This is a genomic window from Microvirga sp. 2YAF29 (assembly GCF_052114605.1).
In the GTDB taxonomy this organism is placed as follows: Bacteria; Pseudomonadota; Alphaproteobacteria; order Rhizobiales; family Beijerinckiaceae; genus Microvirga.
In genome coordinates this window covers 419,588-435,761 of record NZ_JBFRFB010000001.1, presented here as the reverse complement: position 1 = coordinate 435,761, position 16,174 = coordinate 419,588, and the positions used below count along the sequence as shown (strand labels likewise).

Here is a 16,174-nt window from a genome sequence, read left to right as displayed (position 1 = left end):
ATGAAAGTTGCAGTGCTCGATGTCGGCAAGACCAACGTCAAGGCCGTGATCGTCGATGTAGCGGCAGGCCGAGAGCTTGCCGCACGCACCAAGCCGAACAAGGTGCTCACCGATGGCCCCTATCCGCATTTCGATGTGGACGGCATCTTCGGGTTCTTCATCGAATCTCTGAGGGAGCTTCACGCCGAGCATGGCTTCGAGGCCATCTCGATCACGGCGCACGGCGCGAGCGGGGCGCTGCTCGGTGAGGATGATCTTGCCCTGCCGGTTCTGGATTACGAGTTCCGCTACCCAGCCGAGATCGAAGAAGCCTACGATGCGATGCGGCCTCCCTTTTCGGAAACATTTTCGCCCCGATTGCCCGGCGGGCTCAATCTCGGTGCGCAGTTTCACTATCAGAGGAGAGCCTTCCCGGAAGCCTTCAGGCAGGTGCGGACCATCGTCACCTATCCGCAATATTGGGGCTGGCGGCTGACGGGCGTTGCCGCGACCGATGTCACCTCGCTCGGGTGCCATACGGATCTGTGGCTGCCGCGTGTGGGCATGTTCTCGAGCCTTGTCGAGCGCCTTGGCATCGCCGGTAAGCTGGCGCAGGTGAAGAAGCCTGCTGACTTGCTGGGCCATGTTACCGGCGAGATCGCAAGGGCTCTCGGGCTGAACAAGCCTGTTCCCGTGTATTGCGGCATTCACGATTCCAACGCGTCTCTCCTGCCGCATCTTCTTCAGCGTGAGGCGCCTTTCGCGGTGGTCTCGACCGGCACCTGGGTCGTGCTCTTCGCAGTCGGCGGCGATCTCGATCATCTTGACCCGGCGCGCGATACGCTGGCGAATGTGGATGCGCTCGGGCGGGCCGTGCCCTCGGCCCGATTCATGGGTGGACGTGAGTTCGAGATGCTGACGGGCGGGCAGGGGAAGGCGACAGCGGAAGCCATTGAACGTGTCGTGGGCGAGGGCATTCATCTCACGCCGAGCGCGATGCCGGGATGCGGACCCTATCCTCATGCGGAGCATCGCATCATGAATGCTCAGGGTAGTCTTAATGCGGATGAGACCTATGTGGCGGCTTCTCTCTATTGCGCCTTCATGACGAAGACCTGCCTCGACCTTACCGGCGCTTCGGGTCCTGTCGTCGTCGAAGGGCCGTTCACACGGAACACGCTTTACATAGAAGCGCTGGAGCGTGCGACCGGGCGCCCGGTGATTGCAGCGACAGGTTCGACAGGAACGAGTGTCGGTGCGGCGCTACTTGCCTCAAATCTCTCCGCGTCTCAGGTGGCACAGGCTGATGCATTCACGACCTCGACGCTGCCCGATGAGTTTCAGCGCTACTGCACCGAATGGGGCCGCCTCGCGCGAAGCCTGCCGGATATGTCGGCTCTCTGAAAAATGGCCGAGACGGATGATTTCTTGGTTCTAGGCCGTCCAGCCTAATAGACGCCGCCGCTTTTTTGCTTAGCTTACTTCCTAAGAGGTAGCTCGATTCGAAAGAAAAAAGCGCCTCGGGAACGAGGCGCTTTAAGGTGCGGCCATAGGGGCAAAGGTTAACGGCCGAGCCCCGACCTTAAGGACTTCCTTCCTGTTTTCCGAGTCTTTAACACCAACTCAAAAGGTGTACTCCCTAAGAGTTGTGGCGGAGAGCGCTTCCGAGATTAGGCCCTCAGGGGCCAGCGAGTGTCCGTAGGGGCAATACGGGCCAAGGGCCGCGACCGGATAGCAAGAAGCCCGGCGCGGCCCTCTCATTTTCCCGTCCTAGAGTGCAGCCTGTCCCGGACGGTCGATGAGTTCCCAGTTTCCAAACAGATCGATCTGCGCATGGCCTGGAAGATCCTCTCCAAGATAGAGAAGAATTTCCACCCAGGGGCGGCTGTGAGGGCGAGGCGTGACTTTCGTCACCTGGCCGAAAAAGCCGGTGAGGGGGCAGCGCACGAAATCGCCGATCGCCGGGATTCGACTTTCTTCACGCTCCAGCTCTTCTTCCGCTTCGCGAAGTTGCACGCGGAGATCATCGATCCGGGCTTTCAAATCCTCGGCCCGCTTGGTGCAGGAATGACCCGCCGGTTCCAGCAACTTCGGAATTTGTGTCGAAGCTTCGCTCAGGCCGATCATCGAAAGCGGAATCGCGCTCATTCAAGATCCTTTCACCCGTGCCATGCCGATGGGCTCGAATTGCGCAAACGGGCAGAGGTTTTTTAAAAACGTGGAGCAGGGATGAGAGTTCAACAAGATACCCTGAAGGAGAAATGGAACGCGGGCTCGCACGCTTCGGTTGTCTGCAGGAAGCAAAGCTTGAGTGCATTCATCGGAGGTTGCATGCGAAGGTGTGTTTATGGGGCGAAATGGGCAGGAGCAGTGGCTCTCGTCGCCATGCTCGCCTCAGCCTCATCGGTTGTGGCGCAACCCGGTTCACCGCCACTGCCGCCGCCGCGTCCGGACAGGCCGGCGCCAACCGAAGCGCCCGCAGACAAGCTGTCCGAGCCGAAGCAGGATGAAAAGGCATTGGAGGCCGATCCCGAGGCGGCCGCCTGCATCGAACGCCTCAAGACCCTGGGCCTTCGTTTCGAGAAGCATCCGCCCATGCGGGACGACGAGTGCAAGATCGACAACCCTGTGCTTGTCTCCGCCTTGCCGAGTAATGTGCAATTGTCAACCGGGTCACTGATGGAATGCTCGCTCGCGGAGGCGCTGACGCAGTGGTCCAACGGCGTGGTGCTGCCGAAAGCGAAGGAGCACCTTCAGGATGAGCCGAAGAAAATCGCGATTGGTACGTCATATCAATGCCGCGACCAGCGCTCCGGCACCAAGCTCAGCGAACATGCCTTCGGCAACGCAGTCGATGTGATGGGAATCGGGTTCAACAAGCGCGCACCGCTGACGATCAAAGCCCACGACGAGGAGTCGCCGGAAGCTGCGTTTCAATCCGCGATCCGGAAAGAGGCCTGTCCCATCTTCACGACGGTGCTCGGCCCCGGCGCGGATGCCGACCACAGCGATCATCTCCACCTGGATATGAGAGGGCGCAAGGGCGGCTATCGCATTTGCCAATAAAAGCAGGGAACACGAAGGCCGTTCGCACTTTGTCATGCACCCCGCGTGCGGGACGAGAGTGCTGGAGTATTTGATGAAGCTGTTCGGTTGTGTTGTTTTGAGTGTGGTGGGGCTGACGAGCGTTGCTGCTGCTTCCGAGACGTTGACGCTCGACGCCGTAAACTCTGCCGGTCCATCGGAGAGGGTCGAGAAAGGTGTATCTCCGGTTTTAATCAAGGCGCAGGTTCTGCTTGACCGGGCGCGGTTTTCACCGGGCGTGATCGACGGGCTCAACGGCGAGAACCTGCAGAATGCGATCAAGGCTTTCGAGAAAGTGAAGGGCCTCAAGGTCGATGACGAACTCGACGACGAGGTTTGGACGAAGCTTAGCGAAGGCTCATCCGACCCCGCCTTGGTCGAATATGCGATTTCCGAAGACGACGTGAGAGGACCATTCACGTTCATTCCCGACAAGATGGAAGACCAGGCGAAGCTCGATCGCCTGTCCTATTCCAGTCCGCAGGAATTGCTCGCCGAGAAATTCCACATGGATATCGACTTGCTCAAGGAGCTGAACCCCGGCAAGCGCTTCGATGCCGCCGGCACATCCATCGTCGTCGCCAATGTGGCCCATGGCCCGAAGGACGATGAGAAGGACAAGGAGAAGCTGGCGAAAATCGAAGTGGTCAAGAGCGAGAAGGTGCTGCGGGCGCTCGCCAAGGACGGCTCCATCATCGCCGTCTATCCGGCCTCCATCGGCAGTGAAGAGAAGCCGGCTCCTTCGGGCACGCATGAGGTGCGCGCCATCGCGCCGAATCCGACTTATACCTACAATCCGGATTATGCTTTCAAGGGCGTGAAGGTGAAGGAGAAGTTCGTGATCAAGCCAGGCCCGAACAATCCGGTGGGGTCGACCTGGATCGATCTTTCCGTGGAGAGCTTCGGCATTCACGGGACGCCTGAGCCTGAGAAGGTCGGCAAAGCCTATTCCAACGGCTGCGTGCGCCTGACGAATTGGGATGTCGAGGCGCTCGCGAAGATGGTCAGGAAGGGGACACCAGTCGAGTTCCTGGACTAGTCGGCTCAGCCGTCATTGGCCGAGTTCAGTTCGTCCGGCTTCATGCCTTCGTCCACTTCCGTGTCGTGCATCCGAACGAGCCATTCCAGTTGCTCCTGCACGAAGCCGGGGTCGCTGTGAAAACGCATGGCGCAGGCCACCAGGAAGATGGCGATCTCAGGCAGGTCTTCGTCGCCCATATCCGGCATGACGAGCTCCAGCTCGGTCATGTTGCTTGCCGTCACGATGGCCGCTTCGTTCGGGGGGATGAAGGTGCCGGTGCTGTCCGGGGGAAGGGCCATGGGGATGTACTCTCCATTCGATGTCCGAGGGGGAACGCGTCTTTTCGAAATTCTATGGCGCTTCCGCTGCAGGTAAAGGTTGCTTCCAGCTTCGAAAAGCAAAGCCCCGCCGTACGTGGCACGGCGGGGCTGAGAATTGTCAGGCCGGATCTTTTACGGATAGGTGCAGACGTATCTCATACCGTTATTAGCAAGGAAGGTACCTGACCTTGGATCGTAGGAGCGGTACTTGCGGGCGCAATAGGCGGCGACCTCGGGGCTGACCGTTCCGGGCGGCGGCGGGGCAGCGGCTGCCTGGGGCTGGTTGGCGATGGCTCCGGCGATCAGGGCTCCAGCGGCGAGGCCGGCAACGCCGGCGGCCACGGCGGCACCGCCATTGTCACGGTAGTAATAGCCGCGGCGGCCGTAATAGGGGCGCGGGCCATAGCCGCGGCGATAATAATATTGAGCGTAGGATTCATTGGGATAGGCTTGCTCCACTGAGGGCAGCGGGCGGCTCTGCAGAGGGTTTGCATCGGCAGGAACTGCCATTGCCAGGGTGGCGGCGGCAGCCATGCCAGCGACAAGTATGCGCATATGAAGCTCCTGAGTTGCGATTATGCAAATATCCAGATTATGCTTTTAGGGCACGCACTTTAACGTTACCAGCCAAGCTTTGACATAGGTTTTTCCAGGCCTCGCCTTTTTTAAGAGAATCGCTGGATTTCCATTTTGATCTCATTCAATAATAGGTGTTCTATTATAATCTATATCTTCGAGGCCACCTATGCGCTGCGTCACGTTGCTTGGAATTCTTGCCATTGCAATCGGGATCGTGAGTCATTCTCACGCAGCCGAGCCGCTTCCCATACCCAAGGGGCCTGTTCTACTGACCGTGTCAGGGAATATTGAGCAAACCAATGGGCCAGGACAAGCTAAGTTCGATAGGGAAATGCTGGAAAATCTAGGACAAAAATCCATCGAAACAGGGTCTGCATTCTCTGATGGAGTTCAACGCTTCGAAGGTGTGCCGCTGCGAGCTGTTCTTGAAAGGGTCGGAGCAAATGGGCATGCGCTACGCGCGACCGCACTCAACAGCTATGAAATCGTCATTCCGTGGGATGATCTGGCTTTCGATTTGATCCTGGCCATGAAAAAAAATGGGACGACTCTGACCGCCCGCGACAAAGGACCTTTATGGATAGTCTACCCGCGCGATCAGCATGCGGTCCTCAAGGACCCAGTCTATGATTCCCGCTGGGTGTGGCAGCTCAATAAGTTAAACGTCGAGTAATTATGAAGCTTATCACGCAAAGCCGCAATGGAGGTATCATCACGCTACTGGCGATGATGATCCTTATTGGCTGCTTAGCCTTTGCCGTGTCGCGTCTGATCGAGGTCGAACGGGATCTGCGCAGTGAGGATACTCACAGCAATCTCTGGATGATTTCGCAAACACAGTTCGAGGCCGTGTTGCTGGCGGAAAGCCTTGCCCGTGCAACATCGAGCCAAGCCATATTGGATGAAGAACAGACACCAAGCTTCCGCTTCACGATCCTGATCAGCCGACTCGGGTCTCTGCTGGAGGGAGATCAGGCTTACGTCATCAACCGTATCGGCTTGCTTGGAGACCTCAAGCAAGTCTACTTGCAGATCATTATGGCGGAGCCGCTTCTGCAGAGGCCTCTCGATCCGCAGGAGGTCGACCGACTGCGGGCTCAAGTGCATGATCTGTCTTATGTTTTACGCGATCTAGCCAATAAGGTTGTCACCCTCAATCGGGCGGAGGGCGCTGCGAGGCGGTCTATGTATCTCCGCATCGTGTTCGAGAGCTTCGCCTTTATCCTCGGCATCATCCTGAGTGCGATATTCCTGATCATGCGCCTGTTCAAAGGCATCCAGGAGACCAGCCAAGCCAAGCAGTTGCTGCGCCAGGAGCAGGAACTGTCGGATCTTGTCATCAACAATATCCGCAACCAGGGTATCGTTATGTTCGACGAGACCCTGCAATGCCTGTTGTGGAACCCCGGCATGGAAGGAATGCTGACGGTCAAGTCTGATCAGGCTATCGGTCGCAACCTTCAGGATCTCGATTTGCTTTTCGCGAAATACGATGTGGTCCACTCGCTCAATCAGGCTATCGAAGGCACAAGCTCGACTTTCGAGGACGAGGCTTTCTCTGCGGATGGACAGGAGCGCTGCCTCGAAGTCAACTTCTTCCCGGTTTCTATGGCACAGCGCAAGCTCGGCATCGCTTTCGTGCGCGATGTGACGGAGCAATGGCTCGCCCGCAAGCGGGCCGAACGTCAGAATTTCGACCTCGAAATCAAGATTCTTCAGCGTACGGCCGCCCTGCGTCAGGCGGAACGCCGCCTGATCGCCGCTATCGAATCCGCTTCCGAGGGCTTTGCCGCCTTCGACTGGACTGGAAAACTCCTTTTCGCCAACGATCAGATTTGGGCCGCCGCTCCGGTAGCCCTGTGGTGCTGGGAAGAAATGAGTCTTCCGGTCTTCCTGCGCTGCTTCGCCATGTGCGAGGGTGCCGATACCCGCCTCTTGGCCGCCGAGCCGCCGTTCGAGGAGATCGAAATGGATCTCCTGATCAAGAAGGATACCTGGGCGAGGCTGTCCGTCACGAAGGCCGACGGTGCGACGATCTTCGTGCGCCTTACCGACATCACGGGCTACAAACAGGTCGCGAACGCTCTGCAATCCGCTCTCGAGCGGGAACGTGAGACGACGAATGCCTACCGCAACTTCGTTTCCATGGTCTCTCACCAGTTCCGGACTCCTCTGGCCATCCTCGATTCGAGTGCCCAGCGCATCCTGAGGCGTGGGACTAGTCTCACCCAGGACGAGCTTTCATCGCGCGTGCAGAAGATCAGGAATGCCGGCAGCCGGCTGACGCGTCTTGTGGAAAGTGTGCTCAATGCCGCCAAGCTCGATGCCGGTCGCATCGAGCTGAACCCGGAGGATTGTAACCTCCTCAATCTCGTCATGGATATCAGCGAGCGCCAAAGCGAGCTGAATTCCCATGCGGATATTCGTTTCCAAGTGCCGGATACCCCCGTACGCGTCTATTGCGACAGCATGCTTATCGAACAGGTCGTCATCAATCTTTTATCCAATGCGATCAAATATTCGGGAGAGAAGCCCGTTGTGGAAATCAAAGTCTGGATGGACGGCGCCCGCGCATATTGCTCCATACGAGATTGGGGAATCGGTATTCCCGCGGACGAACTGCCCAAGATCTTTGACCGTTTCTACCGTGCCCGCACGGCATCGGGAATCGCAGGTACAGGGATCGGCCTGAACTTCGCGCAGAGAATTATGCATTTACACGGCGGCGATATTCAGGTTGAGAGTTTCGAGGCTGGAGGGTCTTTGTTTACGTTCGACTTGCCGTTATCCAATGTCGACCACGCGCAGCAAGCTGCATGAGTGACTGAAAACATATGAGTGCTCAAAAAACGATCTTGTGCGTCGAAGATGAAGACGATCTCCGGACGGACATCGCCGAGGAACTCGATGCGGCGGGCTATCGCGTTCTTCAGGCATCCAACGGCTCAGATGCCCTGAGGCTGCTTGAGAACGAGCGTCCCGATCTCGTTCTTTGCGATATCACCATGCCGGGCCTCGGCGGTTACGACGTGCTGAAGGCGCTGCGGGAGCAGGGCAACATGGCCGACGTGCCCTTCATCTTCCTCACGGCGTTGGCCGAGCGGAACGATGTGCTCGTTGGCAAACAGGCTGGCGCCGACGATTACCTCGTCAAGCCGATCGACTACGAGATTCTGCTGGCCACTATCGCGGCCCGCCTGAATCAGGTCGCTCGCGTGCAGACGAGCGCGGTCAGCCGCGCCGAAGAGGCCTGGCAGGAGATTCTGAAATCTTCCCGCGGGCGCACCGTTGAAGCGCTCTACAAAGCCACCTTCGCCTTCGACCGCTTCCTTGTCGGCGTCGTCATCGTCGATGAGAACGGCTCCGTGCGCCTCATGAACAAAGAGGCCGAGCGTATTGTCGGCGAGAACGACGGGCTTGGCGTCTTTCAGGGCATCCTGAAGGGCACTGCCTCGAAGCAGACCGCCAAGCTGCATCAGGCCATCGAGAAAGCTTTCGAGGAGGAGGAGCTCGACGAGATCGTGTCCTTCCCGCGTAATTCAGGTGGGCGGCCCTATCTCGTTCTGGTTCCCGGTCAGCGATTCTCCACGGATGATCGGCCCGATGCGGTGGTGCTGCTCGTGATCGATACGGAGCAGCGCACCAAGATCTCCGGCGATACGCTCGTGCGGCTCTACAACCTCACGCCGTCAGAGACGCGCGTCGCCCTCATGCTGATCGATGGCAAGCGCCTCGACCAGATCGCCGAGGAGCTGGAGGTGGCGCAGACGACAGTTGTCTTCCATCTCAAGAATCTCTTCAGGAAGACGGAGACGAATCGTCAGGCCGATCTGGTGCGTGTGCTGCTCTCGGTTCCGCTGAGAACATCCGGCGACTGAGCCGTTAAGACTCTGCTCACCATTGCCAGCGAAACAAGGTTCGGCCCAAGCGTTGCCACATTCTGTTTAGGGTCCAGACAGGTTTGCTTGGCTATGGTCACGGACAAGAAGGGGAGAATGGAAGTCTCCCTCCTGTCATAGGTGACGATCCATGAAGGCCAACAAATTCTTCTCGGGGGCTGCCGCCGTAATGATGCTGGCTTCCGGTCTGGCAGCTGCCCAGCCGGCCGCCGCCCGTGATCGCGGCATGTCTCCTGGAGCTGCCGCTGCTGTCGGTGTGCTGGGCGGCCTCGCAGTCGGCACCATCGTTGGCGCCACGGTCGCGCAGCAGCCTGCTTATGCGGCTCCGGCTCCCGTTTACGTGGCTCCCCCGCCGCCCCCTCCGCCGACGCGTCGCGTCTATGTGGAAGAGGCTCCGGTCGTGTATGAGCGCCCGGCCCGCCGGGTCTACGTGGAGCGCTGCTCGACGGAACGTTACCGCGAGTGGGTTCCGGGCTGGGGCTGGGAATACCGCGACCGTCAGGTTTGCCGCTAAGGCGCATGGGAGGGCCCGCTTGAAGCGGGCCTTTTCTTTTGGGTAATCGCAGAAACCTCGATTCCATTGCTGCGTTGATCGCTCGTGCCTCTACAGCATCGCTCTGAATGAGAGCATCGTTCCCGCGCAAAACCGGGTCCACTTTTGCGCACGATGCTTTAACGGGAGACCGGCCATGAACGATACGCCGCGCAAACTTGTAGCTTCCGATAAGCCCAATCGTGGCGATCAGGCCAAGCCCGGGACGCCGGGAACGGGCGAGAGTATCTGTCCTGAATGCAAGGGCGCCGGGCGCATAGGAATGGCTGCCTGCCCGAATTGTGGTGGGACCGGAAAGATTGTCGCGGGAATCGGCGGCGCTTAACCCCTGTCCGGCTTCGCCATCCAGCGAACCAGCGGCATCAGCGGAACGATCCAGATCAGGCCGAGCACGATATAGGCGACAGTCTGGAGAAGCTTTGGYGCCTGCGTGATGCGGCCTTCGGCAACAGCCATGGCGAAGAGGGCGTAGGTGAAGATGAAGACCAGCATCACCACCGTGCCGATCAGCTTGCGAATACGCGTGCTCATTTCATGATCCTTTCACTGCTCTGCATTCCGGTGCGGCACTGGCATTGATTGCCTCAACCCTGCTTAGCCTCTATGTGACAGGCCATATCCCGGGTTCAAGCCCAAATCGATGATGAGGACGAGCATGGCTGTCGCAGCCTCCACCCAGGGCATGCCGCTGGAGCGGCTGCCTCAAGTCCAGACCCAGACTCCCGTCCTTATCTGGATCTATACCCTCGCGGTCCTTGTCGTGCTCATGGTTTCGGTCGGCGGCGCAACGCGGCTGACGGGTTCTGGCCTCTCGATCACCGAATGGAAGCCGGTCACCGGCGCGATTCCGCCCCTCTCCGAACAAGCTTGGCTGGCCGAATTCGAGAAGTACCGGCAGATCTCTCAGTATGAACTCGTGAACAAAGGCATGAGCCTGTCCGAGTTCAAGTTCATCTATGCCTGGGAATGGGGACACCGGCAGTTCGGACGTCTTCTCGGGTTCGTTTTCTTCCTGCCGCTGGTCTGGTTCTGGCTGCGAGGCAGGGTCAGTGGGCGCCTTGCGCTTACACTCCTTGGAATCGGTGCCCTCGGCGGTCTTCAGGGCGCCATCGGGTGGATCATGGTGGCCTCGGGCCTTGAACCCGGCATGACGGCGGTGGCCCCCATCAAGCTTGCCCTGCACCTGACCGTTGCAAGCATCATTCTGGCCTGCCTCGTCTGGGTCGCCTCAAGCTTAAAGGATCGCTCGGCATCTGCGCCGGAGGCGAACACCGGCTACGCGCCGCGCATTCTCGTCGGCCTTATCCTGGGGCAGATCGCGCTCGGCGGGCTCGTCGCCGGGTCAAAGGCCGGCCTGACCTACAACACATGGCCGCTGATGGACGGGCAGTTCGTTCCGCCGGCTTCGGCTCTGTTCGTGGTGAAGCCCTGGATCGAAAACTTCGTCGACAATGTCGTGCTGGTCCAGTTCAACCATCGCATGCTGGCCTATGCCCTCGTGGCCATTGCCGTGTGGCATGCATGGTCCATGCGCCGACAGGCTCCGGCTTCTGGTGCCGCTCGCCGCGCCACCCGTATGGCGGCGCTTGTCCTTGCGCAGATGGTTCTCGGTATCGTGACGCTGCTTCTCACCGTGCCGCTCTGGGCCGGGCTTGCGCATCAGGTCTTCGCCATGGCCGTGCTTGCCATGGGTGTCACGCATGCTCGCTTAAGCCTCGTCTGATAAACGAAAAGGGTGGCCCTGAGGCCACCCTTTCCATTCAAGCCATTCCGCCGGATTAGCGGACGACTTGGACGATGCGGCGAGTGCCGGGATCGACCAGAACCGGGGTGTCGTTGACCACCGTGTAGCGATACTGGGTCACGCCGTATTCGGACGGGACCTCATAATACTGCACGCCGGAGGAGGGGAGCACGGCGCCCACGCGGACCTCTTCCTGGTAGCGGTAGGACGGCACGTTCTGGGTCACCACATACTGCTGGAAGCGGGGCTGGGCGTCACCGGCGAGGCCGCCGACGATAGCACCCGTCACGCCGCCGACCGCAGCGCCGATCGGACCGCCGACGATAGCGCCGCCCACGGCACCGGTTGCTGCACCGGCAGCGGCGCCGCCATTGCTCTGAGCGAATGCGGCAGCCGGGGCCAGGGCAGCGAGTACGGCGCCTGCAATGAGAATTTTCTTAGTCATTTGTAAGCTCCTAAATAGCGAAGGTCGGGAGCTTAACGGCCTCGCAAGAAGGTGGTTCCGACAATGATAGAAAGTTGCAAAATAAGGCTTTGAAGAATAATTACCTTGTATCGCGAGCGTTGCTCAGCATTGATCGAGGGTTCTTTCGCAGTTCGCATTACAAGCCTCTAAACGCGGATTTCCCGCGTCAAGCTTGGGGATATTCACAGAGTGATACGAGCTGCAATTAGGAAATCGGGTCTTGCTCTGGTACAGATGAACATTATTAAGCTCGCGTTAACTGAAGCGCGGCGGGCTGTCGCAAATAGGCTTATGAGGAGTTAGGCATGAATGTGCTGGTCTTTGCTTCGCGGAAGGGTGGTTCGGGCAAGAGCACGCTCGCTGCTCATCTGGCGAGCTATATTGCCAACCCGTCCCGTCGGACGTTGCTGATCGACAACGACCCGCAGGGTTCGCTGACGCTTTGGCACAAGATTCGTGATCAGGAGCACCTCGGCATCCGGCACAACGTGCGCGACATTGGCGAAGCGATCAAGCAGGCCAAGCGTGACGGCTATGAGTGGGTTCTCGTCGATACGCCGCCGAACAAGTCGCCCATCGTGGCCGATGCGATCAAGCAAGCTACTCTCGTAATCATCCCGACCCGCGCGAGCCTCTTCGACATCGCGGCGCTTCAGGACACGGTTCAGTTCGCCCGCGAGATGCGCAAGCCCTACGCGGCTGTGATCAACGCCGCTCCGATCAAGCACGGCGACAAGGAAGACCCGGTCGTGTCCGATGCACGTGGCGCTTTGAACGCTCTGCAGGTTCCCGTCTGGGCCGGCCAGATCACCCACCGCCCCGAGCTGACGCTGGCACTCGCCACGGGTGAGGGCGCGATGGAGTACAAGCCGCATTCGCAGGGCGCCGAAGAGATCGGCCGTCTCTGGACGGCTCTCGAGCGTTCGCTCAACGCCATCCACAACACCTACAAGAAGGCCGGCACGCGCGCTGCGTGATCGAAGCCTCTATGAGTTCATGAATAGGGCGGCTCGCGAGCCGCCCTTTTTGTTTTGTCTATTATGTTCTCTCACGTCATCATCGGCCTTGTGCCGGTGATCCCGATTACTTGGAGCGCAGAGCTCTTCCGATCGGGATGGCCAGGACCAAGCCCGGGCCATGACATGGAAACGTTCGGAGAGCTTAAGCCGCATCCAGCGCCTGGTTGAGATCGTCTATCAGGTCCGGCGTATCTTCGAGACCAATCGACAGGCGCACCACTTCCGGGCCTGCTCCGGCTTGCGTCTTCTGCTCGTCTGTCAGCTGGCGGTGAGTGGTGGAGGCCGGGTGAATGATCAACGAGCGGGTGTCGCCGATATTGGCGAGGTGCGAGAACAGCTTCAGGTTCGAGACCAGCTTTACGCCCGCCTCATAACCGCCCTTCAGACCGAAGGTGAACACTGCGCCTGCGCCCTTGGGGCAGTATTGCTTGGCGAGGTTGTGGTAGCGGTCCGAGCGCAGGCCCGGATAGCTGACCCAGGACACCTTGTCGTGGCCCTGCAGATGTTCTGCGACGGTGAGCGCGTTGTCCGAATGGCGCTGCATGCGCAGCGGCAGGGTCTCGATGCCGTTGAGCAGCAGGAAGGCGTTGAAGGGCGAGAGTGCGGGACCGAGATCGCGCAGGCCCAGTACGCGGCAGGCGATGGCGAAGCCGAAATTGCCGAAAGTCTCGCCCAGCACCATGCCGCCATATTCCGGACGCGGCTTGGAGAGCATCGGGTAGCGATCGTCGCCCGCGAAGTTGAACGAGCCGCCATCCACGATCAGGCCGCCAACGGAATTGCCATGACCGCCAAGAAACTTGGTGGCCGAGTGAACGATGATGTCTGCCCCATGCTCGAAGGGACGGATCAGGTAGGGAGACGCCATCGTGTTATCGACGATGAACGGAATGCGGTGCTTCTTGGCAATGGCGGCAATCGCCTGAAGATCGACGATCACACCGCCCGGATTGGCAATGGATTCGACGAAGATCGCCTTGGTGCGCGGCGTAATGGCGGCTTCGAAAGATGACGGGTCGTCCGAGTCGGCCCACACCACGTTCCAGCCAAAGTTCTTGTAAGCATGATTGAACTGGTTGATCGAGCCGCCATAGAGCTTCTTGGCTGCAATGAACTCGTCGCCCGGCTGAAGCAGCGTGTGGAAGGTCAGAAATTCAGCCGCATGGCCTGAAGCGACGGCCAGAGCCGCCGTGCCGCCTTCAAGAGCCGCAACGCGCTCTTCCAGAACGGCATTGGTCGGGTTGCCGATGCGGGAATAGATGTTTCCGAAAGCCTGCAAGCCGAAAAGCGAGGCCGCATGATCCACGTCATCGAACACGAAGGATGTCGTCTGATAAATTGGCGTCGCACGAGCGCCGGTGGCGGCGTCGGGGGCAGCGCCCGCGTGAATGGCAAGGGTGTTGAAACCGGGCAGACGGTCGGACATATCAGGCTTTCCTCTAGGGCTGCAGTCTTGTTCTCTATAAAGAACGAAACGTTCGTCCGGTCAAGGAGGGCTTGAGTTTAAACCTGGGTTTGCAAGGGTTGCGTGCCCCTGCCGGGCCTGTGCCGGTGCCCCACGCCTTCGTTCCTGCCCCATCGACCCCATCCTAAGGAGCTGCCCTTGTCCTTCGAGACGGATTGCTAACGCAATCCCCTCAGGATGAGGGCTAGGGCGGTGGAACACGTCGATGGCCGTGACGGGTGGGTTAAGACCGATTCAGCCCTAGCTTCTGGAAGCCCTTACCGGAGAGAACCGGCTTCTTCGCGCTGAGCATCCGCGAGTTCACGCCCTGCCAGGAAATCTCGCCCGAGAAACGGCCGAATTCGATCTTCGGGCAGCGGTCCATGACGACCTGGAGGCCCTTGGCTTCGGCTCTCGCTGCAGCCTCGTCGTTGCGCACGGAAAGCTGCATCCAGAGCACCTTCGGCAGCGGATCGAGGGCGAGCGCCTCGTCGGTGATCGGGCCTGCGGCCTCCGAGTTGCGGAAGATTTCGACCATGTCGATGGGGCCGGGAATCTCTGCGAGAGAGGCATACACCTTCTTGCCCAGAAGCTCGGTGCCCGCGAGGCCCGGATTGACCGGAATGACGTCGTAACCTCGGTCCAGCAGGTACTTGATGACGATCCAACTCGGGCGCGCGGGATTCGCGGAGGCACCGACCAGAGCGATCGTCTTCACGCTGTTGAGGATGCTGCGGATGTATTCGTTCGGGTAATTGTCGTGATCCATGGAGGGAACGTATGGGATAGGGCAGGGCAGTTCAACGGGCTTTGCGCATCCATGGCATTCGACCATCAGCCGATCATGACGAAGGACGATCTCACCGCCTTCCTCGACCGGGAGTTTCCGCAGATGCATGTGGGCGGGCGGACCTACCACGTGGACGAAATCGGGCCGCTCTTCGCGCGGATGCGCATGGATTATCACGAGCGCCACCTCAGACCCGGCGGAACGCTTTCCGGCCCTTCCATGATGGCTCTCGCCGATCTCGGCCTATACGCCGTAATCCTTGCCCATATCGGCCCGGTGGCGCTTGCCGTCACCACGAGCCTCAACTTCAATTTCCTGAGAAAGCCTGAGCCGCGCGGCCTGATCGCCGATTGCCGGCTCCTGAAGCTCGGCAAGCGACTCGCCGTAGGAGAGGTCTCGATCTACTCCGAAGGCAACCCCGACATGGTCTGTCATGCGACCGGGACCTATTCCATTCCGGAACGCCGATAGGTCGGTTACTTCTTCTGGGACGCGACCAACGCATCATCGATCTCCCGCGCACGGATAGCCGCCGGACGGGAGGCGATGCGCTTCCAATAGGCTTCGAAGGCCGGGCGCTTTTCGAGGGTGCCGAACATCATGCCCCAGCCGATCTGCGAGCCGACATAGACATCGGCCGCCGTGAAGCGGTCTCCTGCAATGTATTCGGATTGCGTGACGGCATACTCCAAGGCGCTCACCACATCCTCGGTACTGCCATAACCGATCATGCGCTGACGCTCCTCCGGCACGGTGAAGCCGAGAGCGGCATTGCTGAGCGCAGCCTCCATGGGACCGGCGGCAAAGAACATCCAACGATAATAAGGACCACGTTGGGAATCGCCGGGCGGTGGGGCAAGGCCCGCTTCTGGGAACGCATCGGCCAGATAGGCGCAGATCGCGGAGGCTTCCGTGACGACTGTGCCTTTATGGATGATCGTCGGCACCTTTCCCATGGGGTTGAAGGCTCTGTAGTCCGGGCTCTTCATGGAGGCGCCGAATTCCAGGATCTCGGTTGTATAAGGCTGGCCGACCTCTTCAAGCATCCACCTGACGATCCGCCCGCGCGACATAGGGTTGGTGTAGAAGATGAGATCGTCGGTCATGGTTGAGCCTCGTGAAAGAGCCAGAGTAGGGCACGATAGCCTTGGTCGGAGAGTTGGGCAAATTGATGTGGTCTTATAATACCACAGATGCGGTATTTAGATACCATGTGCATTTAAGTTTATGATTTTTCTGATGTTTTATGCTTTTGCGAGCGTGCTGAAGGGTGTTG

18 protein-coding genes are annotated in these 16,174 nt (G+C 59.3%); 10 read left to right on the top strand and 8 right to left on the bottom strand.

What is annotated here, in order from left to right:
• Window positions 1-1,383 carry an FGGY-family carbohydrate kinase gene (locus tag AB4Y85_RS02030; protein WP_441983176.1) on the top strand — a complete coding sequence of 461 codons (1,383 nt, stop codon included), beginning with the start codon at window positions 1-3 and terminating at the stop codon, window positions 1,381-1,383.
• 366 nt (window positions 1,384-1,749) lie between these two features.
• Here the strand turns inward: AB4Y85_RS02030 and AB4Y85_RS02025 are convergent, their stop codons facing one another.
• Window positions 1,750-2,127, bottom strand: coding sequence for a hypothetical protein (locus tag AB4Y85_RS02025; protein ID WP_441983175.1), 378 nt, complete (start codon window positions 2,125-2,127; stop codon window positions 1,750-1,752).
• A gap of 159 nt (window positions 2,128-2,286) precedes the next feature.
• On the opposite strand from AB4Y85_RS02025, the gene AB4Y85_RS02020 reads away from it, so the two are divergent.
• Window positions 2,287-3,045: an extensin-like domain-containing protein gene (locus AB4Y85_RS02020; RefSeq protein ID WP_441983174.1), complete on the top strand. Its 759-nt coding sequence runs from the start codon at window positions 2,287-2,289 to the stop codon at window positions 3,043-3,045.
• A 73-nt stretch (window positions 3,046-3,118) separates the two neighbouring features.
• Entirely contained in the window at window positions 3,119-4,102 is a 984-nt protein-coding gene (locus AB4Y85_RS02015; protein WP_441983173.1) for a L,D-transpeptidase family protein, read from the top strand.
• A gap of 5 nt (window positions 4,103-4,107) precedes the next feature.
• On the opposite strand, the gene AB4Y85_RS02010 is transcribed toward AB4Y85_RS02015, so the two are convergent.
• Entirely contained in the window at window positions 4,108-4,383 is a 276-nt protein-coding gene (locus tag AB4Y85_RS02010) for a hypothetical protein (protein WP_441983172.1), read from the bottom strand.
• 153 nt (window positions 4,384-4,536) lie between these two features.
• Window positions 4,537-4,959: a BA14K family protein gene (locus tag AB4Y85_RS02005; RefSeq protein WP_441983171.1), complete on the bottom strand. Its 423-nt coding sequence runs from the start codon at window positions 4,957-4,959 to the stop codon at window positions 4,537-4,539.
• Window positions 4,960-5,149: 190 nt separating this feature from the next.
• Here AB4Y85_RS02005 and AB4Y85_RS02000 point away from each other — a divergent pair, with 190 nt between their 5' ends.
• The 4 genes from AB4Y85_RS02000 to AB4Y85_RS01985 all read left to right on the top strand — a co-directional run bounded on the left by AB4Y85_RS02000 (window position 5,150) and on the right by AB4Y85_RS01985 (window position 9,396).
• Window positions 5,150-5,656 carry a molybdopterin-dependent oxidoreductase gene (locus AB4Y85_RS02000; RefSeq protein WP_441983170.1) on the top strand — a complete coding sequence of 169 codons (507 nt, stop codon included), beginning with the start codon at window positions 5,150-5,152 and terminating at the stop codon, window positions 5,654-5,656.
• 2 nt (window positions 5,657-5,658) lie between these two features.
• Window positions 5,659-7,803, top strand: a complete 2,145-nt coding sequence (locus AB4Y85_RS01995; protein ID WP_441983169.1) for a PAS domain-containing sensor histidine kinase — start codon at window positions 5,659-5,661, stop codon at window positions 7,801-7,803.
• A 14-nt stretch (window positions 7,804-7,817) separates the two neighbouring features.
• A complete protein-coding gene (locus AB4Y85_RS01990; RefSeq protein WP_441983168.1) occupies window positions 7,818-8,861 on the top strand; it encodes a response regulator in 1,044 nt (347 codons plus the stop codon).
• Between the two features lie 151 nt (window positions 8,862-9,012).
• On the top strand, window positions 9,013-9,396 hold the full coding sequence (locus AB4Y85_RS01985) for a hypothetical protein (protein WP_441983167.1): 384 nt from the start codon (window positions 9,013-9,015) through the stop codon (window positions 9,394-9,396).
• A gap of 360 nt (window positions 9,397-9,756) precedes the next feature.
• Here the strand turns inward: AB4Y85_RS01985 and AB4Y85_RS01980 are convergent, their stop codons facing one another.
• Window positions 9,757-9,966, bottom strand: coding sequence for a DUF2842 domain-containing protein (locus AB4Y85_RS01980; protein ID WP_441983166.1), 210 nt, complete (start codon window positions 9,964-9,966; stop codon window positions 9,757-9,759).
• A 151-nt stretch (window positions 9,967-10,117) separates the two neighbouring features.
• Here AB4Y85_RS01980 and AB4Y85_RS01975 point away from each other — a divergent pair, with 151 nt between their 5' ends.
• Window positions 10,118-11,158: a COX15/CtaA family protein gene (locus tag AB4Y85_RS01975; protein WP_441983232.1), complete on the top strand. Its 1,041-nt coding sequence runs from the start codon at window positions 10,118-10,120 to the stop codon at window positions 11,156-11,158.
• A 55-nt stretch (window positions 11,159-11,213) separates the two neighbouring features.
• Here the strand turns inward: AB4Y85_RS01975 and AB4Y85_RS01970 are convergent, their stop codons facing one another.
• Window positions 11,214-11,624: a DUF1236 domain-containing protein gene (locus AB4Y85_RS01970; RefSeq protein ID WP_441983165.1), complete on the bottom strand. Its 411-nt coding sequence runs from the start codon at window positions 11,622-11,624 to the stop codon at window positions 11,214-11,216.
• A 326-nt stretch (window positions 11,625-11,950) separates the two neighbouring features.
• Between AB4Y85_RS01970 and AB4Y85_RS01965 the strand changes: the two genes are divergently transcribed.
• On the top strand, window positions 11,951-12,622 hold the full coding sequence (locus AB4Y85_RS01965) for an AAA family ATPase (protein WP_441983164.1): 672 nt from the start codon (window positions 11,951-11,953) through the stop codon (window positions 12,620-12,622).
• A gap of 184 nt (window positions 12,623-12,806) precedes the next feature.
• Here the strand turns inward: AB4Y85_RS01965 and AB4Y85_RS01960 are convergent, their stop codons facing one another.
• Window positions 12,807-14,090, bottom strand: a complete 1,284-nt coding sequence (locus AB4Y85_RS01960) for an O-acetylhomoserine aminocarboxypropyltransferase (protein WP_441983163.1) — start codon at window positions 14,088-14,090, stop codon at window positions 12,807-12,809.
• Window positions 14,091-14,352: 262 nt separating this feature from the next.
• Window positions 14,353-14,877 carry a CoA-binding protein gene (locus tag AB4Y85_RS01955; RefSeq protein ID WP_441983162.1) on the bottom strand — a complete coding sequence of 175 codons (525 nt, stop codon included), beginning with the start codon at window positions 14,875-14,877 and terminating at the stop codon, window positions 14,353-14,355.
• Between the two features lie 51 nt (window positions 14,878-14,928).
• Between AB4Y85_RS01955 and AB4Y85_RS01950 the strand changes: the two genes are divergently transcribed.
• Window positions 14,929-15,369: a PaaI family thioesterase gene (locus AB4Y85_RS01950; RefSeq protein ID WP_441983161.1), complete on the top strand. Its 441-nt coding sequence runs from the start codon at window positions 14,929-14,931 to the stop codon at window positions 15,367-15,369.
• Between the two features lie 5 nt (window positions 15,370-15,374).
• Here AB4Y85_RS01950 and AB4Y85_RS01945 read toward each other — a convergent pair whose 3' ends face one another.
• Window positions 15,375-16,004: a glutathione S-transferase family protein gene (locus AB4Y85_RS01945; RefSeq protein ID WP_441983160.1), complete on the bottom strand. Its 630-nt coding sequence runs from the start codon at window positions 16,002-16,004 to the stop codon at window positions 15,375-15,377.
• Window positions 16,005-16,174 lie beyond the last annotated feature (170 nt).